Here is an 18,079-nt window from a genome sequence, read left to right on the forward strand (position 1 = left end):
TCACGTGAAAGTCACAGAGTTGACAGGGTGTCACTTTCCTCGGCGCGCTCCCCCGGCGTGAACCGCACCGGCAGGGTGCGCAATCCGCGCATGATGAGCCCGCCACGCCATCGCAAATCGGCTGATTCTCCCGCAAGTCGCAGGTCGGGAAGGCGTGTCAGCAGAGTCGCGAGCGCGGCCTGTCCCTCCAGCCGGGCGAGCGGCGCTCCCAGACAGTAATGAATGCCGTGGCCGTAGCCGAGGTGTTGGTTGTCGCTCCGCGACAGGTCCAGTGTGTCCGGTCCGGCGAACCGCTCGGGGTCCCGGTCGGCCGCCGCGAGCACCACGAGCACCGGCTCGCCCTCCTTCACGCGCTGCCCTCCGATGGTCAGCGACTCGGTGGCGAACCGCCAGGTGGCGAGTTCCACCGGGCCGTCGTGGCGCAGCAGTTCCTCGATCCCCGTGGCCAGCAGTCCGGTGTCGCCCGCCGCCAGCGAGCGTTGCAGCCGCTCACGCTCGGCGGGGTGGTTCAACAGGGTGTGGACGCCGTTGCCGATCAGGTTCACGGTTGTCTCGAAACCGGCGAAGAGCAGGATGAAGGCCATCGCCGCGGCCTCGTTCTCGGTCAGGTGCTCGCCGTGGTCGCTCGCCCTGATCAGCCCCGAGATCAGATCGTCGCCCAGGTCCTCGCGCTTGCGGTGGATCAGTTCGAGCAGATAGGCCCGCATCTTCTTCACGGACCGGGCGACCCCGCCGCGCGGCCCGCCACCGTGCCGGATCATCATGCCCGCCCAGTCCCGGAAGTCGTCCTGGTCCTCACGGGGCACGCCGAGCAGGTCGCAGATCGCGTAGATGGGGAGCGGGAAGGCGAACTCGTGGATCAGGTCGGCCTCCCCCCTCTCCACGAACCCGTCGATGAGCCGGTCCGTCAGCTCCTGCACCCGGGGCGCGAACTGCGCGATGCGCCGGGGCGTGAACGCCTTGGAGACCAGGCGGCGCAGCCGGGTGTGGTCGGGCGGGTCGATGTTGAGCAGGTGCGTCATCAGCTCGGCCTTGCGCTCCCCGGGGATGCCGGTCTTCCCCTTGGCGTGCGCGGGCTCGGCGTGGTGCGCCGGGTTCTTGGACAGCCGGGAGTCGGCGAGCGCCTGCCGGGCGTCCGCGTACCGGGTGACGAGCCATGCCTCGACCCCGCTGGGCAGCGTGGTGCGGTGCACGGGACTGTGCTCGCGCAGCCAGGCGTACGCGGGGTACGGGTCGGTCGCGAACTCCCACGTGAAGAGCTCGGGCGCGGGCGGCACGGCGGCGGAAGAGGCGTGGGCGGGGCAGCCGGCGGGTACGGACGCGGCTTCGGCGGGGCGGTCGGCGGGGCTGTCGTTCACTCCCCGACGTTATCCGGTGGCCTCCGCCGTCCGGATCGCGTCCCGGTACGCGCGTCCCGCGGCGCGCAGCGCGGCCTCCGGGTCGACGCCCTCCTCCTGGGCCCGCACGGCGAGGGCGAGGAGGCGGTAGCCGATGTCGTCGCCCTCGGGGAGCGGCACGTCGAGTCCGGCGGTACGGACCCGGCTCGCGAGCTTCGCGGCGAGCGCGAGGCCGGGCTGGCCGATCGGTACCCCGTCGGTCACCGATGCACGCTGCTTCTCGATCGCCTTGGTGCGCAGCCAGTGCGCGTGGACGTCCTCCGGGGTCTCGGCGGTCTCGTCGCCGAAGACGTGGGGGTGGCGGTGGATCAGCTTCTCGATGAGCGTGCCGGCCACGTCGTCCACGGAGAACGGCTCCTCACCGCTTCCCGGAATGCCTTCCTCCGCGATGCGCGCGTGGAAGACGACCTGGAGCAGTACGTCCCCCAGCTCCTCGCGCAGCTCCTCGCGGTCGCCGTCCTCGATCGCCTCGACCAGCTCGTACGCCTCCTCGATGGCGTACTTGGCGAGGCCCTTGTGGGTCTTCTGCGAGGTCCACGGGCACTCGACGCGGATGCGGTCCATGACCTGGACGAGGTCGAGGAGCCGGGCACCCGGCAGGTCGTACGCGCCGGGCAGCAGTTCCAGATCGGGCATCCGCACCCGGCCGGAGCCGGCCAGCCGGGCCAGGCCGTCGGTGAGCGGCTGGTTGCCCGCGCCGCCGGTGAGCACGACCACGGTCCGGCCGCCCGCGCAGGCGTCCACGAGCTCCGATGCGTCGGGCACGCCCGGGGTGACGGTGACGCCGGCCTCGCTCAGATACGGCAGCTGCGGCTGCTCCGGCTCGCCGCAGCGCACCTCGTCGGCGCCGTGCAGCGCCTGCCAGGCGGGCCAGGACAGCAGTCCGGGCGCGACCCGGTGGCTGACGGTGAGCAGGACGATGCGGCCGGGGTCTTCAGCGTTCACACCACCGAATCTACCCCGGCCGTCGGAGGAGGCTCAGGCCCCGGCCTCGGCGGCCGCCTGGGCGGGCTTGGTGACCTGGGAGATCCACGGGGCCTTGTAGTCGGCCAGCTGGATCTGCTGGTTGTCCCAGGTGCCGTAGCGGGGGTTGACGTCGACGTTCAGCGCCTTGGACGCCTTGGTGAGCGCGTCGCCGATGGCCTTGGTGCCCTCGGGCGTGGACGGGTCGGCGCCGAGGGCCTGGCCGAGCTTCGTGATCTGGATCTGCTCGCGCAGGAAGGCGTCGATCTGGCCCGGGGCGAGCCAGCGCTCCTGGAGGACGGCCTGCTGGAGCCCCTTCTCGCCGTGGTACTGCGCGACGGCCGACGTGCGCATCTGCTGGATCTCCGCGCGGCTCACCGTGACGCCCGCGTCCGCCGCGGCCCGGTCGAGGACGCGGTCCAGGATCAGCCCGTGCAGCTTGGCGCGGGCGAGCTGGCCGGACTGGTCGGTGAGCTGGGCGGACTGCGGGGACGAGCCCTGCGCCTCGCGCACGTCGGCCACCTGCGCCTGCACGGTGGACACCGTGATCCGGTCACCGCCCACGACGGCCGCGGCGCCGGGGTGGGCCTGGCTGCCGCAGGCGGTGAGGAGCGGCGCTGCGGCGAGCAGCGCGGCGGAGACGGTGAGCGCGGTGCGACGGCGGCGGTGCAAAGGAGCCTCCCGAGGAGATTGTGCGGCGGTGCACAAAGCCTTGCGGTGATCGATGTTAGGGAGTGGAACCGGTCCGGGCCACTGATTCGACCAACGATTCGGGAGGAGTTGGGGATGCGGGCCGCCCGGGGTCAGGCGGTGGCTCCCGCGACGGGGACGAGTCCGGCCACGATGTCCAGGCTGTTGTTCCTGACCAGGGCGGGGAAGAAGAGGCGCAGCGCGCTGCCCGTGGACTCGTCGACCAGGTCGAAGGACTTCTTCAGGACCCGGTTCTTGATCTCGGTGCGCCTGAGCCCCTGGAGCGTGAGCGTGGCCAGGTGCCGGTCCGGCTTGGCGAAGGCCGGGTTGGCGACGAAGAGGAAGAGCCTCTCGCGGCTGACCGCCAGGTATATCGGCGTGGGGGCTGCCGCCGCGATCATCGTTCCACCGCTCAGTACCGCAGCGGCGACTCCCATCGCCAGGTTCCGCTTGACCGATATCTCGCTCAGGTTCACCAGGGCGACCGCCACGATCTGCTCCCCGGGCTCCAGCATCGGCGTCACTGCCTTCAGCAGAGCCCGGCTTCTTCTTCCGTTCACAACACCCCTCGGTGACTCGTTCGGTACGAGCGGCGAGAGGACGGTCCCCCGCGCGCGCAGGGGACATTGTGTCCTACCTCCTCCGGCTTCCCGGCCGCCGTCTCAGGCCACCCGTTCCGGCCGCTCACGGGGCGGGGCGTCCGGCCGCAGCATGATCGTGCGCGAGACCGCGAACGTGATGGGGATGGCGCCCGCGGCGGCCACCAGCGGGGCGTAGCGATCGCTGAATCCGGCCAGGCCGACCAGGAGGTAGACGCCGCCGGTGGTGATGACGAAGTTCGCCGCGTTGGTGAGCGGGAACAGCAGGAACTTCCGCCAGGTGGGCCGGGTGCGGTAGGTGAAGTACGAGTTCAGGAAGAACGACCCGATCATGCTGAGCACGAAGGCGAGCACGTGGGCGGCGATGTACGGCAGCCGGTGCAGCAGGAGCAGATAGAGGCCGTAGTACGTGCCGGTGTTCACCGCGCCCACGAGGGCGAAACGTGCCATCTGTGCGGTGACCGTCATCGGTGTACGAACTCCCGGGGCTCCGGCTCCGCGGCGGCCTCGCGGGCCCGGGTGTTGCTGGCCTTGACCAGGAAGTGCGGGCGGCGCTTGACCTCGTAGTAGATGCGGCCGACGTATTCGCCGACGACTCCGGCGAGCACCATCTGGACGCCGGCGAGCGCGGTGACGACGACGAGCAGGGTGACGTAACCGGGGGTGTCGACGCCCCGCACGAGGGCGACGCCGACGATCCAGGCCGCGTAGGCGAGCGCGACGGAGGTCAGGAGCAGGCCGAGGTAGAGGGCCGCGCGCAAAGGTTTGTTGTTGAAGGAGAGCAGCCCGTCCAGGCCGTAGTTGAGGAGCTTGCCGAAGGTCCAGGCGGAGCGGCCCTCTTCCCGTACGGCGTTCTCGTAACTGAACGTCGTGGTGGGGAAGCCGACCCAGGCGAAGAGGCCCTTGGAGAAACGGTTGTACTCGGTGAGGGACAGCACGGCGTCGGCCGCGCGGCGCGACAGGAGCCGGAAGTCCCCGACGCCGTCGACGAGTTCGACGTCCACGAGGCGGTTGATCAGCCAGTAGTAGGCGCGTGCGGTGAGGGTACGGGTGACGCGGTCGCCGGCGCGGGTGCGGCGGGCGATGACCTGGTCGTATCCCCGGGCGTGCTCCTGGAGCATGCGGCCGACCAGCTCCGGGGGGTGCTGGAGGTCGGCGTCCATCAGGACGACGGCGTCCCCCTCGGCGTGCTGGAGACCTGCCAGCATGGCGGCCTCCTTGCCGAAGTTGCGGCTGAAGGAGACGTAGCGGACGCGCGCGTCGGCGGTGGCCAGCTCCTGGATGAGGGGCAGGGTCCGGTCGGCGCTTCCGTCGTCCACGTAGACGACCTCGAACGCGTGCCCGAGACGAGACATTTCGTCCGTGACGCGTTCATGGAAGCGTTCGAGGATCTCTTCCTCGTTGAAACAAGGCACCACCAGCGAGATCAGCACCCATGTACATCAACCGGTCAATGTGTCGCCTTCCGGAGCCCGGTGTGGCCGGTGGGCGGCCATCGGGTGAACGGCCCCGGACGCGTTCCCCGGGCAGTTCCCTCAACCGCCCCGGACCTCCATCTGACGCTCCAGTTGGCGGCGCAGCTCGGCGGGCAGCGGGTGGTGCGGGCCGTAGGCGCGCTCGGTGTCGTAGAGCAGGGACTGGAACTGGGTGCGCGCGTTCGCGTGGTCGCCGAGGGCGAGCAGCAACTGCCCGATGCGGTGCCGGATCTCGTACGAGCGTGCCGGGTCGTTGCCCGTGGCGTACTGGTTCTCGTAGTACGGCAGCACGGCGCGGTACTCCGCGAGCGCGGCGGCGGGTTCGCCGAGCTGTTCCAGGCACTGGGCGACGTCGCAGCGGTAGCCGAGGGTCTGCGGGTCGGCCGGGCCCGTCTCCGCGGCCCGGTCGTCGGCGAGCCGGCGCAGTTCGGGGAGGGCGCGGCGGTACTGGCCGTCGTCCATGAGAGTCGCCGCATACTGCTTGCGCAGGATGCGGACCACCGGGGAGCCGGCTCCGTGCTGCTCGGCGGCGACCGGAAGGAGCCCGCCGAGCATGTCCACGGCCTGGGTGATGCGCCCCTCGCCGAGAAGCCGTTTGACCTCGTCCACGGCGGCGGCGACGTCCGTCCGGGCGGGCGGGGTGGCGGGCACGGCCGGCGGCGGGACCGTGGCACGGTCGGGCCAGGGGGCGTGCGGACGCAGGAACGGGCGGGTCGGGTCGAGCGGCCCGGAGGGCGGCCGGGAGCCGCGCGTGGGCAGCAGCGGGGCGAGGTGTTCGTACACCTCCTGGGCGCCGGCCGGACGGTGCTGCGGGTCCTTGGCGAGCAGCCGCAGCACGAGGGCTTCCAGCTCCTCGGGGATGTCGGGCCGGATCTGCCGGACCGGCAGCGGTGGCTCGTACAGGTGCCGGTGCAGCACGCCGAGGGCGGTGGACCCGGCGAACGGAACGTCGCCGCTGAGCAGTTCGTGCAGGAGGACTCCGAGGGCGTAGAGGTCGGTGTACGGGCCGACCGCGCCGCCCATGGCCTGCTCGGGGGCCATGTAGGCCGGGGAGCCGATGGGCGAGCCGGTGTGCGTGAGGCGGGTGGTGTCGCTGTCGAGGACGGACGCGACGCCGAGGTCGAGGACGAGCACGGTGCCGTCCGGACGGACCATCACGTTGCGGGGCTTGAGGTCGCGGTGGACGATCGGCACGGCGTGCACGGCGCTGAGGACGGCGCAGAGCTGCGCGGCCACCGCGACGGCCCAGGGCCAGGGGTAGGGGTCGTGCTCGGCGAGGTGGTCGCCGAGGTCGGCGCCCTCCACGTACTGCATGACGAGGAACAGGTCGTCGCCGTCGCTGCCGGCGTCGTGCACGGTGACCAGGCCGGGGTGGTCCACCTGTGCGGTGACCCGGCACTCGCGGACGAAGCGGCGGCGCAGCTCGTCGGCGGCCTCGCTCCCGATGGGTCCGGTGACCTGGTCGGGGCGCAGCAGCTTGACCGCGACGCGGCGGTCGAGGCGCTGGTCGTAGGCCGTCCAGACCTGGCCCATGCCGCCCTGGCCGAGGATCGTGGCCAGCTCGTACCGCCCGCCGATGACGCGACCGTTCACCGGCCCTCCTCCTTGCGGAGGTAGTCGCTCAGCTCGTCCAGTTCGGCGCGGACCTGGTCGATGCGCTGGGGCGGGGCGGGGTGCTGCGGGGCGGGGCGGGCGTCCTCGGGCTGCGGGCAGCGCGTGAGGGGAAGCGGGTAGGGGTGCTGCTGACCGAGGTGCGGCGGGTAGGGCTGCGGCTGTCCGTACGGCGGTGTGGGCACGGTGGTCATGTAGGCGTAGCCGGGCCCCGCCTGCGGGAAGCCGGCGGCCTTCCCCGCCGGCCGCGCGTAGAAACGCACGTCGGCGACGAGGTAGTGCACACAGGCACCCGCCAGCACCAGGAGCAGCAACGGGATGAGCACGTTGTCGATGCCGTGCGGCTCCACGTTCGGTTCGTCCCTGCCGAGGACGGGCACCATCACGCAGACGAACACGAAGCCGGCGCCGGCGACCCACCAGTCGAGGGCCCGGCGGCGGACGAACGCCAGGCGGAGCAGCGGCGCCCACAGCAGGATGCCGATGGAGCAGACCGCGAGCAGCGTGAACAGCACGCGCATGGAGACGATCCAGGGCCTGCCGGGGACCCGGCGCGGCGCCGTGGGCGGAAGACCCGGGGCGTACATGGCTGCTCCTGGATTGCCTGGTCGTGAAATGTCCGCGCACACGGGCGTGCGTGCGGATCCGAGCGTAAGGGGCGACACCGACAGAGGGCCCGGGGTTGTGCGGAACCGTTGTGGTTCCGGTCACTCCGGCGTGACCGTACCGTCCGTCAGGCCGTCGTAGAGGCCCTGGACGAGCTGTCCCCCGAGCCGTCCGGCGTGCCGCAGCGCGTCCTCGAACGCGGCGAGCGCGCGGAACCGTTCGCCGTAGCGCCGCTGCTCGGCCAGGGGCAGGCGCGGCAGTTGGAGGCGGCGGGCGTCGAGCCGGGTCGCGGTGGAGGCGTGGCTGCTGGCCTGCCGGTTGTTGGTGGTGCCCCGCAGGAAGCCGGCGAGGAACCAGGGGTCGAGCACGGCCGGGTCGGGGCGCAGCAGCTGGAGGTTGCGGCCGAGCGCGGCACCCGCGGTGGCCTCGTCCACCACCCGGACGACGGTGACACCGCCGAGCACGGGCACGACGACGTCGCCCGCCGCGACGAGGACGGGCTCCTCGGGGCTGCCGCCGGCGGCCGGGGCGCCGGAGGGCGGGGTGGAGCCGAGCACGTCGTGCTCGGTGAGCACGGGGCCGGTCCCGGTGCCCGCGCCGCCGTGGCGGAGCTGGAGGGCGCCGGCCCGGGCGAGTTCGCCGATGGTGGTGAGCGGGCGGTGCGCGGGTGCGGCGGGGGCGGGTGGCGGCGGGGTCAGGGTCGTGGCGAGCCCCAGGGTCCTGGTCAGCCGCTCACGTACGCCGGCCAGCTCGGCCGGTCCGCCGGTGGCGGCGGGGGACGGGAGGTGGCGGGCGGGGGCGAGGTCGACGTCGTCGTCGAGGAGTTCGATGACGGGGACGGTACGGGCGGCGGCGCCGGGGGGTGTTTCCGGCTGTTCGCCCGTGCGGGTTCCGCCCGATCCGTCGTGCGTGTGCCAGGCGTCGAGCACGGCATGGCGCAGGACCGGCCAGTCGAGGCGGTCCCGGCCGCCGCCGGTGGCCTGTTCGGCGGGCTCGGCGGTGTCGATCAGCAGCAGTTCGGGGGCGGGCTGCGACTTGGCACCCGGCCTGCGCAGCACCCACAGGTGGAGCGGGATGCCGTACGGGGGCGCGGCGCCGGCCGGAAGCGCGATGACGGCGCGCAGGGCGCCCCGGCGCAGGAGGTCGGCGCGGATGCGGCGGCCGGAGCGGCGGGACGCGGCGGCGGGCGGCATCAGGAGGACGGCGGTGCCGCCGTCGCGCAGCCGGGCCAGCGCGTGCTGCACCCAGGCGAGTTCGGACTCGGTGCGGGCGGGGAAGCCGTACTCCCAGCGGGGGTCGTAGGCGAGTTCGTCGTGGCCCCAGTTGCGCTCGTTGAACGGTGGGTGGCAGAGCACGGCGTCGGCGGCCAGCCGGGGGAAGGCGTCGGTGCGCAGGGTGTCCCCGGTGCGCACGTCGACCGTGCGGGCGCCGGGGGCGGTGCGCGGGGTGTCCCCGGCGCGCAGGGCGAGGCGGAGTGCGGTGACGGCGGCGAGACCGGGGTCGCTCTCCTGGGCGTGGAGGGCGGTGGCCGCAAGGCTTCCCGGGGCGTCCGCCGCACCCAGGGCCGCGGTCAGCAGGGCACCGGTGCCCGCCGCCGGGTCGAGGACCGTGCGCACGCCGGGTCCGCCGGTGCCGGCCAGTTCCGCCATCAGCTCGGCGAGAGCGGGCGGGGTCAGCGTGTACTGGCGCGGGTTGGCGTCGAGCTGACGGCCCAGCAGGAACTCGTACGCCTCCCGGACGCCGGTCCCGGCGGCCAGCTCGGCGGCGCCGCGCAGCAGCGGCACGGACGGCAGGAGCTCGGCGCGGTCCGGGGTGCGGACGGCGCGTCCGTTCCCGGCGGGGCCGAATCGGGCGGCGAGGGCGTCGTCCAGCGCGAGGGAGAGCACCCCGGCCATCCGTTCGTCGGACACGCCGGTGATCTCCCGCCAGGCGGCGGGGCTGCGGTGCACCAGGAGCAGGGCGCAGCCGGTGTGGACGAGGGCGGTGACGGGGCCCGCCGGGTGGCCGGCCAGCTGCTGCCAGACGCGTTCGCGGAGGGGGACCTCGACCAGCTTTCCCTGGTCGCGCAGCCACCGCTCGACCTCGGGCAGGGCGAAGGACGGGCTGGTCTCGGTGCCGCCCACGGGCTGGGGGAAGTCGGCGTGCCGGCGGCGCCAGTTGCTGACGGCGGCGCGTCCCACGCCCGCCAGGCGGGCGATCCCGGCGGCGGTCACCTCTGTCGCGTTCTCCGGCACTTGCTGTCTCCCTGTGCTGTACCGCCGGCGGTCGGTGCGCCGTGGCGCCCCGCGCGGTGCGCCACGGCGGCGTGGGGCGAGCATACCGACCCGTACACACCGACCCATCCGATGTCGATTCACAGCGCGCATGAACCCGTCTCGCGTGAACAGTGTTGACTCGGTTCACAGAAAGATGCTGTGATTGACCCGTCGCTGAACGAGCGGCGCACGGTGGATCCGCTCACCACTTTTCCCGTACTTGCCGAAGGGCACAGCCATGTCCCAGTTCACGCAGCCGCCTCAGTCCTCGCAGACCCCGCACCCCCAGTCGCAGCAGCCGTACGGCCCCGCTCACGCACCCGGCCTGCGGCCCGCGCGCAACGGACTGGGCATCGCCGCCCTGATCCTCGGACTCATCGGCGCGGTCTCCGGTCTCATCCCGTTCCTCTTCTGGCTGGCGGGCATCCTCGGGACGATCGCGCTGATCCTCGGGCTCGTCGGCCGGGGCCGCGCCAAGAGGGGCGAGGCGACGAACAAGAACATGGCCACGTTCGGCACGGTCCTCGCGCTGATCGCGCTGATCATGTCGGTGGTCGGCGCGGTGATCACGTTCAAGGCGGTCGGCGACGCGGTGGACGACATCAACAAGGCGGTGTCGGACACGACGACGTCCGCGAAGCCGAAGGCGGGCGGCGACAAGGCCGACAAGGCCAAGGGCGACAAGGCCAAGGGCGACGACAAGGCCGGCAAGGAGGAGAAGCCCACCGGCGAGGCGCTGGAGGCCGGTGACGCGATCGTGTACGACGACGACCTGACGGTCACGGTCGGCGACGCGACGGTGTACTCCCCCGGCGAGTTCGCGGCCGGTCACACCAAGGGCAACAAGGCGTACCAGGTGGCCGTCGTGATCGAGAACGCCGGCAAGGAGAAGTTCGACTCCGCACTGGTCACCGTCGAGGGACGGGCCGGTAAGGACGGGGTCGACGCGGAGCAGATCTTCGACGACAAGGTCGGCTCGGGCTTCACCGGCACGATCCTGCCCGGCAAGAAGGTCACGGTGCTCTACGCGTTCGACGCACCGTCCGACGCGAAGAACCTCACCGTCGAGGTCGGCCCCAGCTTCACGTACGACTCGACGCTGTGGGACCTGAAGCTCTGACCCGCGCAGCGCCTTCGGCCCCCGTGGAACCCGCCCCCCGTGGCGGGTTTTCCGCGTCGGCTCAGTCCTCGCGCTCCCCCGGCCACGCGGCCATCGCCAGTTCGGCGATCTCGGCCAGCTCCTCCGGGCCCGCCCCGTCACAGGAGCGCTGCGACATGCCCTGGACGATCGCGGCGAAGTACCCGGCGAGGGTGCGGGGGTCCACCCGCTCCGGCAGTTCACCCGCACGCTGCGCGTCCCGCAGCCGCGCCTCCCAGGCCGTGATGTTGGAGTTGCGCACGCCCCTCAGGCGGTCGGCCACCCCGGCGTCCTGCGGGGTGACGTTCACGGCCCCCGTGATCACCATGCAGCCCGCCGGATGCGTGGGGTCCGCGTAGATCCGGGCGGCCTCCCGCAGGAGGCGCGCGAACGCGCGGTAGGCCGTGGGCTCCTGCTCCAGGGCGTCGCGCATGAAGGTCCCCACGGGCGTCCTCCCGTACGCGGCGACCGCCTCCTCGAAGAGCGACCGCTTGTCGCCGAACGCGGCGTAGAGGCTCGCGGGCCGGATGCCCATCGCCTCCGTCAGCTCACCGATCGAGGTCGCCCCGTAGCCCCGCTCCCAGAACAGCCGGACGGCCGCCGCGAGCGCGGCGTCCCGGTCGAAGGAGCGCGGCCGTCCGCGCGCCACACCTGTCTCACCCATGCCCCACATTCTAGAGCGCCCGCTCAAGAAGTCGTGCTACGTTCTTTCTGGAACGATCACTCAACAAATAGCTGAGGGGTAACAGCCATGTCCGCACACGCACTTGAGGGCAAGGTCGCGCTGGTCACCGGCGGCAGCCGGGGTATCGGCCGGGGCATCGCGGAACGGCTGGGGCGCGAGGGCGCCGTCGTCGCCGTCGCCTACGCCAGGGACGCGGCGGCGGCCGACGAGGTCGTGGCGGTCATCCGGAAGAACGGCGGCACGGCGTTCGCCCTCCGCGCCGAGCTGGGCGCCCACGGGGACGCGGCCGCGCTGTGGGAGGCGTTCGACGCGGAGATCACCGCGCACGCGCCCGGCGGCGGGGTGGACATCATCGTGAACAACGCGGGCGCCGGGCTCCACTCCGAGCTGTCCTCGCTCACCGAGGAGGCGTTCGACGCGGTCTTCGCCGTCAACGTACGGGCACCGTTCTTCATCGTCCGCCACGGGCTCGGCCGGCTGCGCGACGGCGGCCGGATCATCAACATATCCAGCGGCGCGGCCCGGATCGCGATGCCGGACATCATCGCCTACAGCGCGACGAAGGGCGCCCTGGACAACTTCACCCTGACCCTCGCCAAGGAGCTGGGCCCCCGCGGGATCACGGTCAACTCGGTGGCCCCCGGCATCATCGACACCGACATCAACGCGGGCTGGCTGCGCGGCGACGCCGAGGCGGAGAGGGGCGCCGCCTCACTGGCCGCGCTGGGCCGGGTCGGACAGCCGCGCGACGTCGCGGACATCGTGGCGTTCCTCGCCTCGGACGACTCCCGCTGGGTGACGGGCACGGTCATCGACGCGACGGGGGGCTCGGGGCTCTGAGGGGACTTCCGGGGCACGCGGAGGGGCGGCGGACCGGGCCCGCCGCCCCTCGGGGACACCGCCGCGTCAGCCGCCGCACTGCTTCAGCATCATGTCCTTGTCCGCGCCCGTCACCGGCAGGTCGTACTTCAGGGAGACCTGAGCGAAGCGCAGCACGTACGCGCAGCGGATCGGCTTGTACGGGGGGAGCCAGGTCGCGGGACCCGCGTCGCGCTTGGCGTTGTTGGCCGGGCCGTCCACGGGGATGAGGTTGAGCGGGTCGTTGGCGATCTGCTGCCGCTTGGACTCGTTCCAGCGGGCGGCACCCATCTGCCAGTCGTACGACAGCGGCATGACGTGGTCGATTTGGACCTTGGTCGCCTGCTGCTTGCGCCACTCGATGGTCTTGCCGGTGTACGGGTCCTTGAGCGTCATGGAGACGACCACGCACTTCGAACCGGAGCGCAGTTCGACGTCCTTGCCGTCCCGGGCGAGCAGGTCGTTCCGGGTGTCGCAGCCGTTGTGGGACAGGGGGACGTCGTCCACCGAGTCCTTCCACGCGTACCCGAACTTGTCCCGTTCGTAGCCGGTCTTGGGGCCGCGCCCCTTGGTGGCGACCTTCTCGATGACCTTCCGCGCCGCCGCCCGGTCCTTCTCCGAGGTGAGGGGGGCGAGGCCGGGCTTCGTACCGTCGTCGTTCGTCAGCGGGCTGGCGCCGAAGCCGGTGGCGGACTGGCCGCCGCCGTCCGCGCCGCCGCCGGTGGTGGTGTCGATGTCCTTGGGCAGTTGGTCGGGGTCGCAGCCGCTCAGCGCCAGCACGGCCGTGGCGGCCAGGGCGGGCACCATCACTCGACACACGCGGGGAGATATCACTCGTAGCCGTCCTGACGGTGAGAAAGCCGAACCAACCAGGGAATTCTATGAATGTCTTCCCCGTGAGAAGGATTTCATGGCTGCGACCTGTTCCCGCGCGCGGGCCGCATCACGCCCCCTCACACCTTCCCGATGCCCAACGTGTTCTCCGACGGCAGCAGCCCCGAGCCGATCGCCGCCACCCACAGCGGGCCCAGCAGTTCCGCGAGCCGTTCCCGCTCCTCCGCCGCGAGCGCCCGCCACGGTCCCGCCGCCGCCTCGTCCGTACGCCGCTCGGCCTCCGCCCGCAGCGCCCGGCCCGCCTCGGTCGCCGTGCCGTCGCCGGCCACCAGCCCCCGCTTCTCCAGCCGTTCGCGCGCCGCCCGCCACTCCTCGTCGCTCCACCCCCGGCTGCCGAAGACCTCCGGCCGGGCCGCCCCGACCGCCGCGAAGGAGACCAGCGCCTCGACCGGGTCCAGCTCCGCGCGCGCCAGCGCCGCGAGGTGGCCGTCGCCCCGGTGTTCGCGCAGCACGGTCGCCGCGTGCCAGACCGCGAGGTGCGGTTCGTCCGGCCAGGGCAGCGCGGCGTTCGCGGCGGCCATCGGCCGGTCCGCCGTGTCGGCCGCCTCCGCGACGCGCCGCAGCAGCGCGGCGGCCTCGGCCGTGTCCGGCGCGGCGACCGCCTCCCCCAGCAGCTTCCGGTACGCGCGGTCCACGGCCCGCCCGCGCGCGGCGAGCACCGCGTCCGGCGCGGCGACCGTCCAGACGGCGGGGACGTACGCGCCGACCATGCGCGGGCTGAAGCTGTGGAACGCCTCCGCGACCCGGTCCGCCCCCGCCTCGCCCAGCGGCGCCGCCCGCCAGGCGAAGTAGCTCGGCCACCGCTCGTCGACCGCGTACCCGAGCGCGGCGGCCTCCTCGAACGCCTCCGGCGCGTAGTACAGGACGGCGTGCACGGGCTCCAGCAGGTGCCACAACTGCCGTACGCGCCCCAGCTCATCGGACATGTCCACACCTTCCGCCCCGCACCGGCCACCATCTAGCCACTGCCTAGATCCCAAGAGTGCGCGACATCCGCGAACTTGTCAACGACTAGATCCCGCGTAACCTGCTGTCCATGACCAGCGACCGCGCCTACCACCACGGCGACCTGCGGCGGGCCGTCCTCACCGCCGCCCTCGACGTCATCCGCACCGAGGGCCCCGCCGCGCTCAGCCTGCGCGACCTGGCCCGCCGGGCCGGCGTCTCCCACGCCGCACCCGCCCACCACTTCAAGGACCGCACGGGCCTGCTCACCGCGATCGCCGCCGAGGGCTACGCCCTGTTCGCGGACGCCCTGGCGGCCGCCCCGGACCTGCGCGAGCGGGGCGTGGCGTACGTGCGGTTCGCGGCGACGCACCCGGCCCACTTCCAGGTGATGTTCCAGCCGGACCTCCACCGCGCGGACGATCCGGACCTGCTCGCCGCGAAGGACCGCGCCACGGCGGAGCTGCGCGCCGGCGTCGCCACCGTGCCCCCCACCGGCGACCCCCGCCTCGCCGGTATCGCCGCCTGGTCCCTCGCCCACGGCTTCGCCACGCTGCTCCTCAGCGGCAACCTGGACGACGCGGTGGGCGGCCGCGACCCGGAGGAGGTGTTCCGCGAGGCGGGCCGGCTGCTGTTCACGCCGGACCGGGACTGACCTCCTCCCCCCGGTACACCTCCGCATCCCCTTCCAGATCCCGGATGCGCGGGATGGGCGACGGCAGGAGCCACAGCAGGGAGAGGCAGCCGCCCACCGCCGCCGTCAGGAGGGTGGGGCGCAGGCCGAGGAGGGTGGCCAGGGCGCCTCCGGCAACCGCGCCGACCGGGCGTACGCCGTAGTTGACCGTGCCGAACGCGCCCGCCACGCGGCTCCGCATGCCGTCCGGGATCACCGCCGCCTGCAGGGAGTTGAGGTTGACGTCGAACAGCATGACGCCGAAGCCCGAGAGGAACTCCGCCCCGGCCAGCGCGGCGGCCCGGACCCAGAGCGGGCCGTTCGCGGCGGCGGCGAGTGCGATCGGGGCGGGGAAGAGGACCGCGCCCAGGAGGATGCCCCGGCCCACGCCCAGGCGACGGGAGATCGCCGGGGCGCACAACGCGCCGAGCAGGGCCCCGGTCGCGCCGATGCCCAGGGCGAGACCGATCGCACCGGCGGACAGGCCGAGGTCACGCGTCGCGAACAGGACGAGCAGGCCGCTGCCGCCGACGAAGGTGAAGAAGTTGACCGTCGTCGCACAGCCCAGGGACGCCCGCAGCACCGGGTGGCGCGCCACGAACGTCAGCCCCTCGCGGGCGCTGCGCAGCAGCGGGGGCGCCGTCGGACCGGTGGCGGGCGGCTCGTCGGCCGGGATGCGGCCGATCAGCACCGCCGATGCCAGGAACGACAGTGCGTCCACCACGATCGCGACGGGCGCGGTCAGCACCTGGACCAGCGCGCCACCGATCGCGGGGCCGGCCACGTAGGAGGCGGAACGGCTGGTGCTGATCCTGCCGTTGGCGTCCACGTACGACGTCCTCGGCACGAGCTGTACGAAGAACGGCGGGTACGCGGTGTTGAACAGCAGCTCGCCCGCGCCCGCCAGGATCGCCACCACGTACAGGTGAGTGAGCGTCACCGGCCCCAGGACGTAGGCGACCGGAAGGCTCAGCAGGACTGCCGCGCGCAGGATGTCGGCCAGGACCATCAGGCGGCGCTTGCGGGCGCGCCGGTCCACCCATGCCCCCACGAATATCCCGAGCAGATGGGGCGCCCAGACGAGGGCGGTCAGCCAGGCGACCTGGTTGGCGGAGGCGTCCAGGGTGCTGACGGCGATCAGCGGCAGGGCCAGTTCGGTGATCCGGTCGCCGAACTGGGAGACGGTGTTCCCCGCCCAGAAGCGGGTGAAACGCCGGTCCCGCCATAACGACGCCGGCTTCGCCCGGCGGGACACGCCGGAGGGCGCGCCGGATTCCGTGGTCACGACGCCGCCCCCTTCGCGTCCTCGTCCTCCGGCAGCGCGTACCGCAGCAACGCCACGCCGCGGCTTCCCTCGGGGCGGTCCGCCGGGTCGCGGGTGACGTAGGGGGCGAGCACCTGCTCGATGGCGTCCTCGATCGCGGCGAGTTCCTCGTCGGTCACCGTGACCCGGGTGTGGGCCAGACCGGCGGCGGCCCGCCACTTCGCGTCGAGGCCGGGCTCGACCTCGGCGGCCCAGCGGGCGGGGAGGCCCGCGGTGCGCAGGAACATCTGGCGCGAGAGTTCCCGCGCGGCCGACTGGCCTTCGCCGTCCGCCGGGTCCTGCGGCGAGTCGAAGCGGAAGCCGCGCGCCACCGCCTCCCAGCGGCGGCTGCGGCGGTCGGGGCCGGGCGCGCTGTCCCGTACCAGGCCGAACGTCGCGAGGTGGCGCAGGTGCCAGCTGGTCACCGAGGGGGTCGCCCCCACGTCCGGCGCCAGCTCGGTCGCGGTCGCCGGGCCGTCCCGGCCCAGCCGTTCGAGGATCGCGAGGCGCACGGGGTGCGCCAGGGCGCGCATCGTCTGCGGGTCGGTGATTTCGAGGTCGCCCATGCGATTGACGGAGTCCATGACGTGAGAGAGTGCTCTCATATTTTATGAGAGTCAACTCTCACGTTTTGCGGGAGGCGCAGCCGAACCTGACTTCTTCTGTCGTTTTCGGCTCACAACTCCCTTGCCCCACTCATCCATTCGACTGCAAAGGCCGCCCCCGGCTTCACTCCCCACCGCCCGCCTGCCGACAACCACGGCATGATCACTTCTCCCTCCCGACGCTCCAAGGCCCTCGCCGCCGCAGCCGCCACGGTGTGTGCGCTCACGGTCTCGGGCGCACTTCCCGCCTCCGCCTCCGCCTCCCGGACCGCGCCGGCCGCCCCCGCCGAGGCGCCGTTGCTGGTGTCCGTGGGCGACAGCTTCATCTCCGGCGAGGCCGGACGCTGGTCCGGCAACAGCAACGTGAGCGCGAACGGCCACTCCGGCACCGACCGGGCCTGGGACCCGGAGACCGGCAAAAGCGATCCGTACCGGGTGTACGGGTCGTCGTACGACAACGGCTGCAACCGCTCCGACGTGGCCGAGGTCCAGTCCGTCACGCTCGACGTCAGCCGCCTCAACCTCGCCTGCTCGGGGGCGACCTCGAAGGCGGTGCTCCTCCCGGAGAACGGCGGCGTGCCGTTCAAGGGCGAGCGCTCGCAGGCCAGGGAGCTGGAGGACGTGGCGGCCGGCCGGACCGTGCGCGCGGTCGTCGTGTCGATCGGCGGCAACGACCTCGGCTTCTCCGACATCATCACCGGCTGCGCGACCGAGTTCGTCAAGCCCTTCGGCGGCTCCCCGTGCGCTCCCGACGCGGCCGCGCAGGTGGCCGAGCGCCTGCCCGGCGTGCAGCAGGCAGCCGCGAACGCCCTCGCCGACGTGCGGACCGCGCTCGACCGGGCGGGCCACCCGGCCGGCTCGTACCGGCTGATCCTCCAGTCCTACCCGTCCCCGCTCCCGGACGCCGGCCGCATCCGCTACCCCGGCGAGAAGTACGACCGGCTCAACGCCGGCGGCTGCCCCTTCTTCGACAAGGACCTCACCTGGGCGCACGACGTGCTGGTCCCGGAGATCAGCTCGACCCTGGCGGACGCGGCCGACGAGGGCGGCGCGGAGTTCCTGGACCTGTCACGGTCGTTCGAGGGCCGCGAGGTGTGCTCGACCAGCACCCGGCAGGCCGACGCCACCCACTCCCCCGCCGGTGACACCAGCGAGTGGGTCCGCTTCGTGACCTCCGGCCTCGGGCAGGGCCAGAAGCAGGAGTCCCTGCACCCCAACCGCTACGGCCAGCAGGCCCTCGGCACCTGCCTGACCCTTCAGCTGGAGCAGCCCTCGGGCGACCGCCGCTGCACCAACACCGCCGGCCAGGGCCCCGCCGCGATGCGGCTGAGCTCCATCGGCTGACCCCTGAACGGAAGCGGGGGGGGGGGGGGGGGGGGGGG

The 18,079-nt window shown here is 72.9% G+C and carries 18 protein-coding genes; 4 read left to right on the forward strand and 14 right to left on the reverse strand.

Annotation, left to right across the window (positions count from 1 at the left end; all coding sequences use genetic code 11):
• Nucleotides 1–11 precede the first annotated feature (11 nt).
• The 9 genes from ACN6LM_RS25880 to ACN6LM_RS25920 all read right to left on the reverse strand — a co-directional run bounded on the left by ACN6LM_RS25880 (nt 12) and on the right by ACN6LM_RS25920 (nt 9,575).
• Nucleotides 12–1,358 carry a cytochrome P450 family protein gene (locus ACN6LM_RS25880; protein ID WP_445067789.1) on the reverse strand — a complete coding sequence of 449 codons (1,347 nt, stop codon included), beginning with the start codon at nt 1,356–1,358 and terminating at the stop codon, nt 12–14.
• 9 nt (nt 1,359–1,367) lie between these two features.
• Nucleotides 1,368–2,342, reverse strand: coding sequence for a nucleoside triphosphate pyrophosphohydrolase (locus ACN6LM_RS25885; protein ID WP_445067790.1), 975 nt, complete (start codon nt 2,340–2,342; stop codon nt 1,368–1,370).
• Nucleotides 2,343–2,375: 33 nt separating this feature from the next.
• The gene (locus ACN6LM_RS25890) at nt 2,376–3,032 is read right to left on the reverse strand and encodes a SurA N-terminal domain-containing protein (RefSeq protein ID WP_445067791.1); all 657 of its coding nucleotides are present in this window, start codon (nt 3,030–3,032) and stop codon (nt 2,376–2,378) included.
• 131 nt (nt 3,033–3,163) lie between these two features.
• Nucleotides 3,164–3,565 (reverse strand): hypothetical protein, encoded by a 402-nt coding sequence (locus tag ACN6LM_RS25895; protein WP_445067805.1) that lies wholly within the window; start codon nt 3,563–3,565, stop codon nt 3,164–3,166.
• Between the two features lie 147 nt (nt 3,566–3,712).
• On the reverse strand, nt 3,713–4,117 hold the full coding sequence (locus ACN6LM_RS25900) for a GtrA family protein (RefSeq protein ID WP_445067792.1): 405 nt from the start codon (nt 4,115–4,117) through the stop codon (nt 3,713–3,715).
• On the reverse strand, nt 4,114–5,082 hold the full coding sequence (locus ACN6LM_RS25905; protein WP_445067793.1) for a glycosyltransferase family 2 protein: 969 nt from the start codon (nt 5,080–5,082) through the stop codon (nt 4,114–4,116). Before ACN6LM_RS25905 ends, ACN6LM_RS25900 begins: the two co-directional genes overlap by 4 nt.
• Nucleotides 5,083–5,184: 102 nt before the next feature.
• Nucleotides 5,185–6,717 carry a protein kinase domain-containing protein gene (locus tag ACN6LM_RS25910; RefSeq protein ID WP_445067794.1) on the reverse strand — a complete coding sequence of 511 codons (1,533 nt, stop codon included), beginning with the start codon at nt 6,715–6,717 and terminating at the stop codon, nt 5,185–5,187.
• A complete protein-coding gene (locus ACN6LM_RS25915) occupies nt 6,714–7,322 on the reverse strand; it encodes a hypothetical protein (RefSeq protein ID WP_445067795.1) in 609 nt (202 codons plus the stop codon). The genes ACN6LM_RS25910 and ACN6LM_RS25915 overlap by 4 nt, the downstream gene beginning before the upstream one ends.
• 120 nt (nt 7,323–7,442) lie before the next feature.
• On the reverse strand, nt 7,443–9,575 hold the full coding sequence (locus ACN6LM_RS25920; RefSeq protein ID WP_445067796.1) for an N-6 DNA methylase: 2,133 nt from the start codon (nt 9,573–9,575) through the stop codon (nt 7,443–7,445).
• 259 nt (nt 9,576–9,834) lie between these two features.
• Between ACN6LM_RS25920 and ACN6LM_RS25925 the strand changes: the two genes are divergently transcribed.
• Nucleotides 9,835–10,716, forward strand: coding sequence for a DUF4352 domain-containing protein (locus tag ACN6LM_RS25925; protein ID WP_445067797.1), 882 nt, complete (start codon nt 9,835–9,837; stop codon nt 10,714–10,716).
• A 61-nt stretch (nt 10,717–10,777) separates the two neighbouring features.
• Here the strand turns inward: ACN6LM_RS25925 and ACN6LM_RS25930 are convergent, their stop codons facing one another.
• Nucleotides 10,778–11,407: a TetR/AcrR family transcriptional regulator gene (locus ACN6LM_RS25930; protein ID WP_445067806.1), complete on the reverse strand. Its 630-nt coding sequence runs from the start codon at nt 11,405–11,407 to the stop codon at nt 10,778–10,780.
• A 78-nt stretch (nt 11,408–11,485) separates the two neighbouring features.
• On the opposite strand from ACN6LM_RS25930, the gene ACN6LM_RS25935 reads away from it, so the two are divergent.
• Nucleotides 11,486–12,259 (forward strand): SDR family oxidoreductase, encoded by a 774-nt coding sequence (locus ACN6LM_RS25935; RefSeq protein WP_445067798.1) that lies wholly within the window; start codon nt 11,486–11,488, stop codon nt 12,257–12,259.
• A gap of 66 nt (nt 12,260–12,325) precedes the next feature.
• Here the strand turns inward: ACN6LM_RS25935 and ACN6LM_RS25940 are convergent, their stop codons facing one another.
• On the reverse strand, nt 12,326–13,084 hold the full coding sequence (locus ACN6LM_RS25940; protein ID WP_445067799.1) for an HNH endonuclease family protein: 759 nt from the start codon (nt 13,082–13,084) through the stop codon (nt 12,326–12,328).
• Between the two features lie 146 nt (nt 13,085–13,230).
• Entirely contained in the window at nt 13,231–14,097 is an 867-nt protein-coding gene (locus tag ACN6LM_RS25945) for an SCO6745 family protein (RefSeq protein WP_445067800.1), read from the reverse strand.
• Nucleotides 14,098–14,207: 110 nt separating this feature from the next.
• Between ACN6LM_RS25945 and ACN6LM_RS25950 the strand changes: the two genes are divergently transcribed.
• Nucleotides 14,208–14,771, forward strand: a complete 564-nt coding sequence (locus tag ACN6LM_RS25950; RefSeq protein ID WP_445067801.1) for a TetR/AcrR family transcriptional regulator — start codon at nt 14,208–14,210, stop codon at nt 14,769–14,771.
• Here the strand turns inward: ACN6LM_RS25950 and ACN6LM_RS25955 are convergent.
• Together ACN6LM_RS25955 and ACN6LM_RS25960 are read right to left on the reverse strand one after the other, a co-directional pair.
• Entirely contained in the window at nt 14,752–16,074 is a 1,323-nt protein-coding gene (locus ACN6LM_RS25955) for an MFS transporter (protein ID WP_445067802.1), read from the reverse strand. The two genes, ACN6LM_RS25950 and ACN6LM_RS25955, sit on opposite strands and share 20 nt — an antisense overlap.
• A complete protein-coding gene (locus ACN6LM_RS25960; RefSeq protein WP_445067803.1) occupies nt 16,071–16,676 on the reverse strand; it encodes an ArsR/SmtB family transcription factor in 606 nt (201 codons plus the stop codon). Before ACN6LM_RS25960 ends, ACN6LM_RS25955 begins: the two co-directional genes overlap by 4 nt.
• A gap of 180 nt (nt 16,677–16,856) precedes the next feature.
• On the opposite strand from ACN6LM_RS25960, the gene ACN6LM_RS25965 reads away from it, so the two are divergent.
• Complete coding sequence (locus tag ACN6LM_RS25965; RefSeq protein WP_445067804.1) at nt 16,857–18,041, forward strand: GDSL-type esterase/lipase family protein; 1,185 nt, start codon at nt 16,857–16,859, stop codon at nt 18,039–18,041.
• Nucleotides 18,042–18,079: the final 38 nt, after the last annotated feature.

Source organism: Streptomyces sp. SAS_281, from assembly GCF_052542855.1.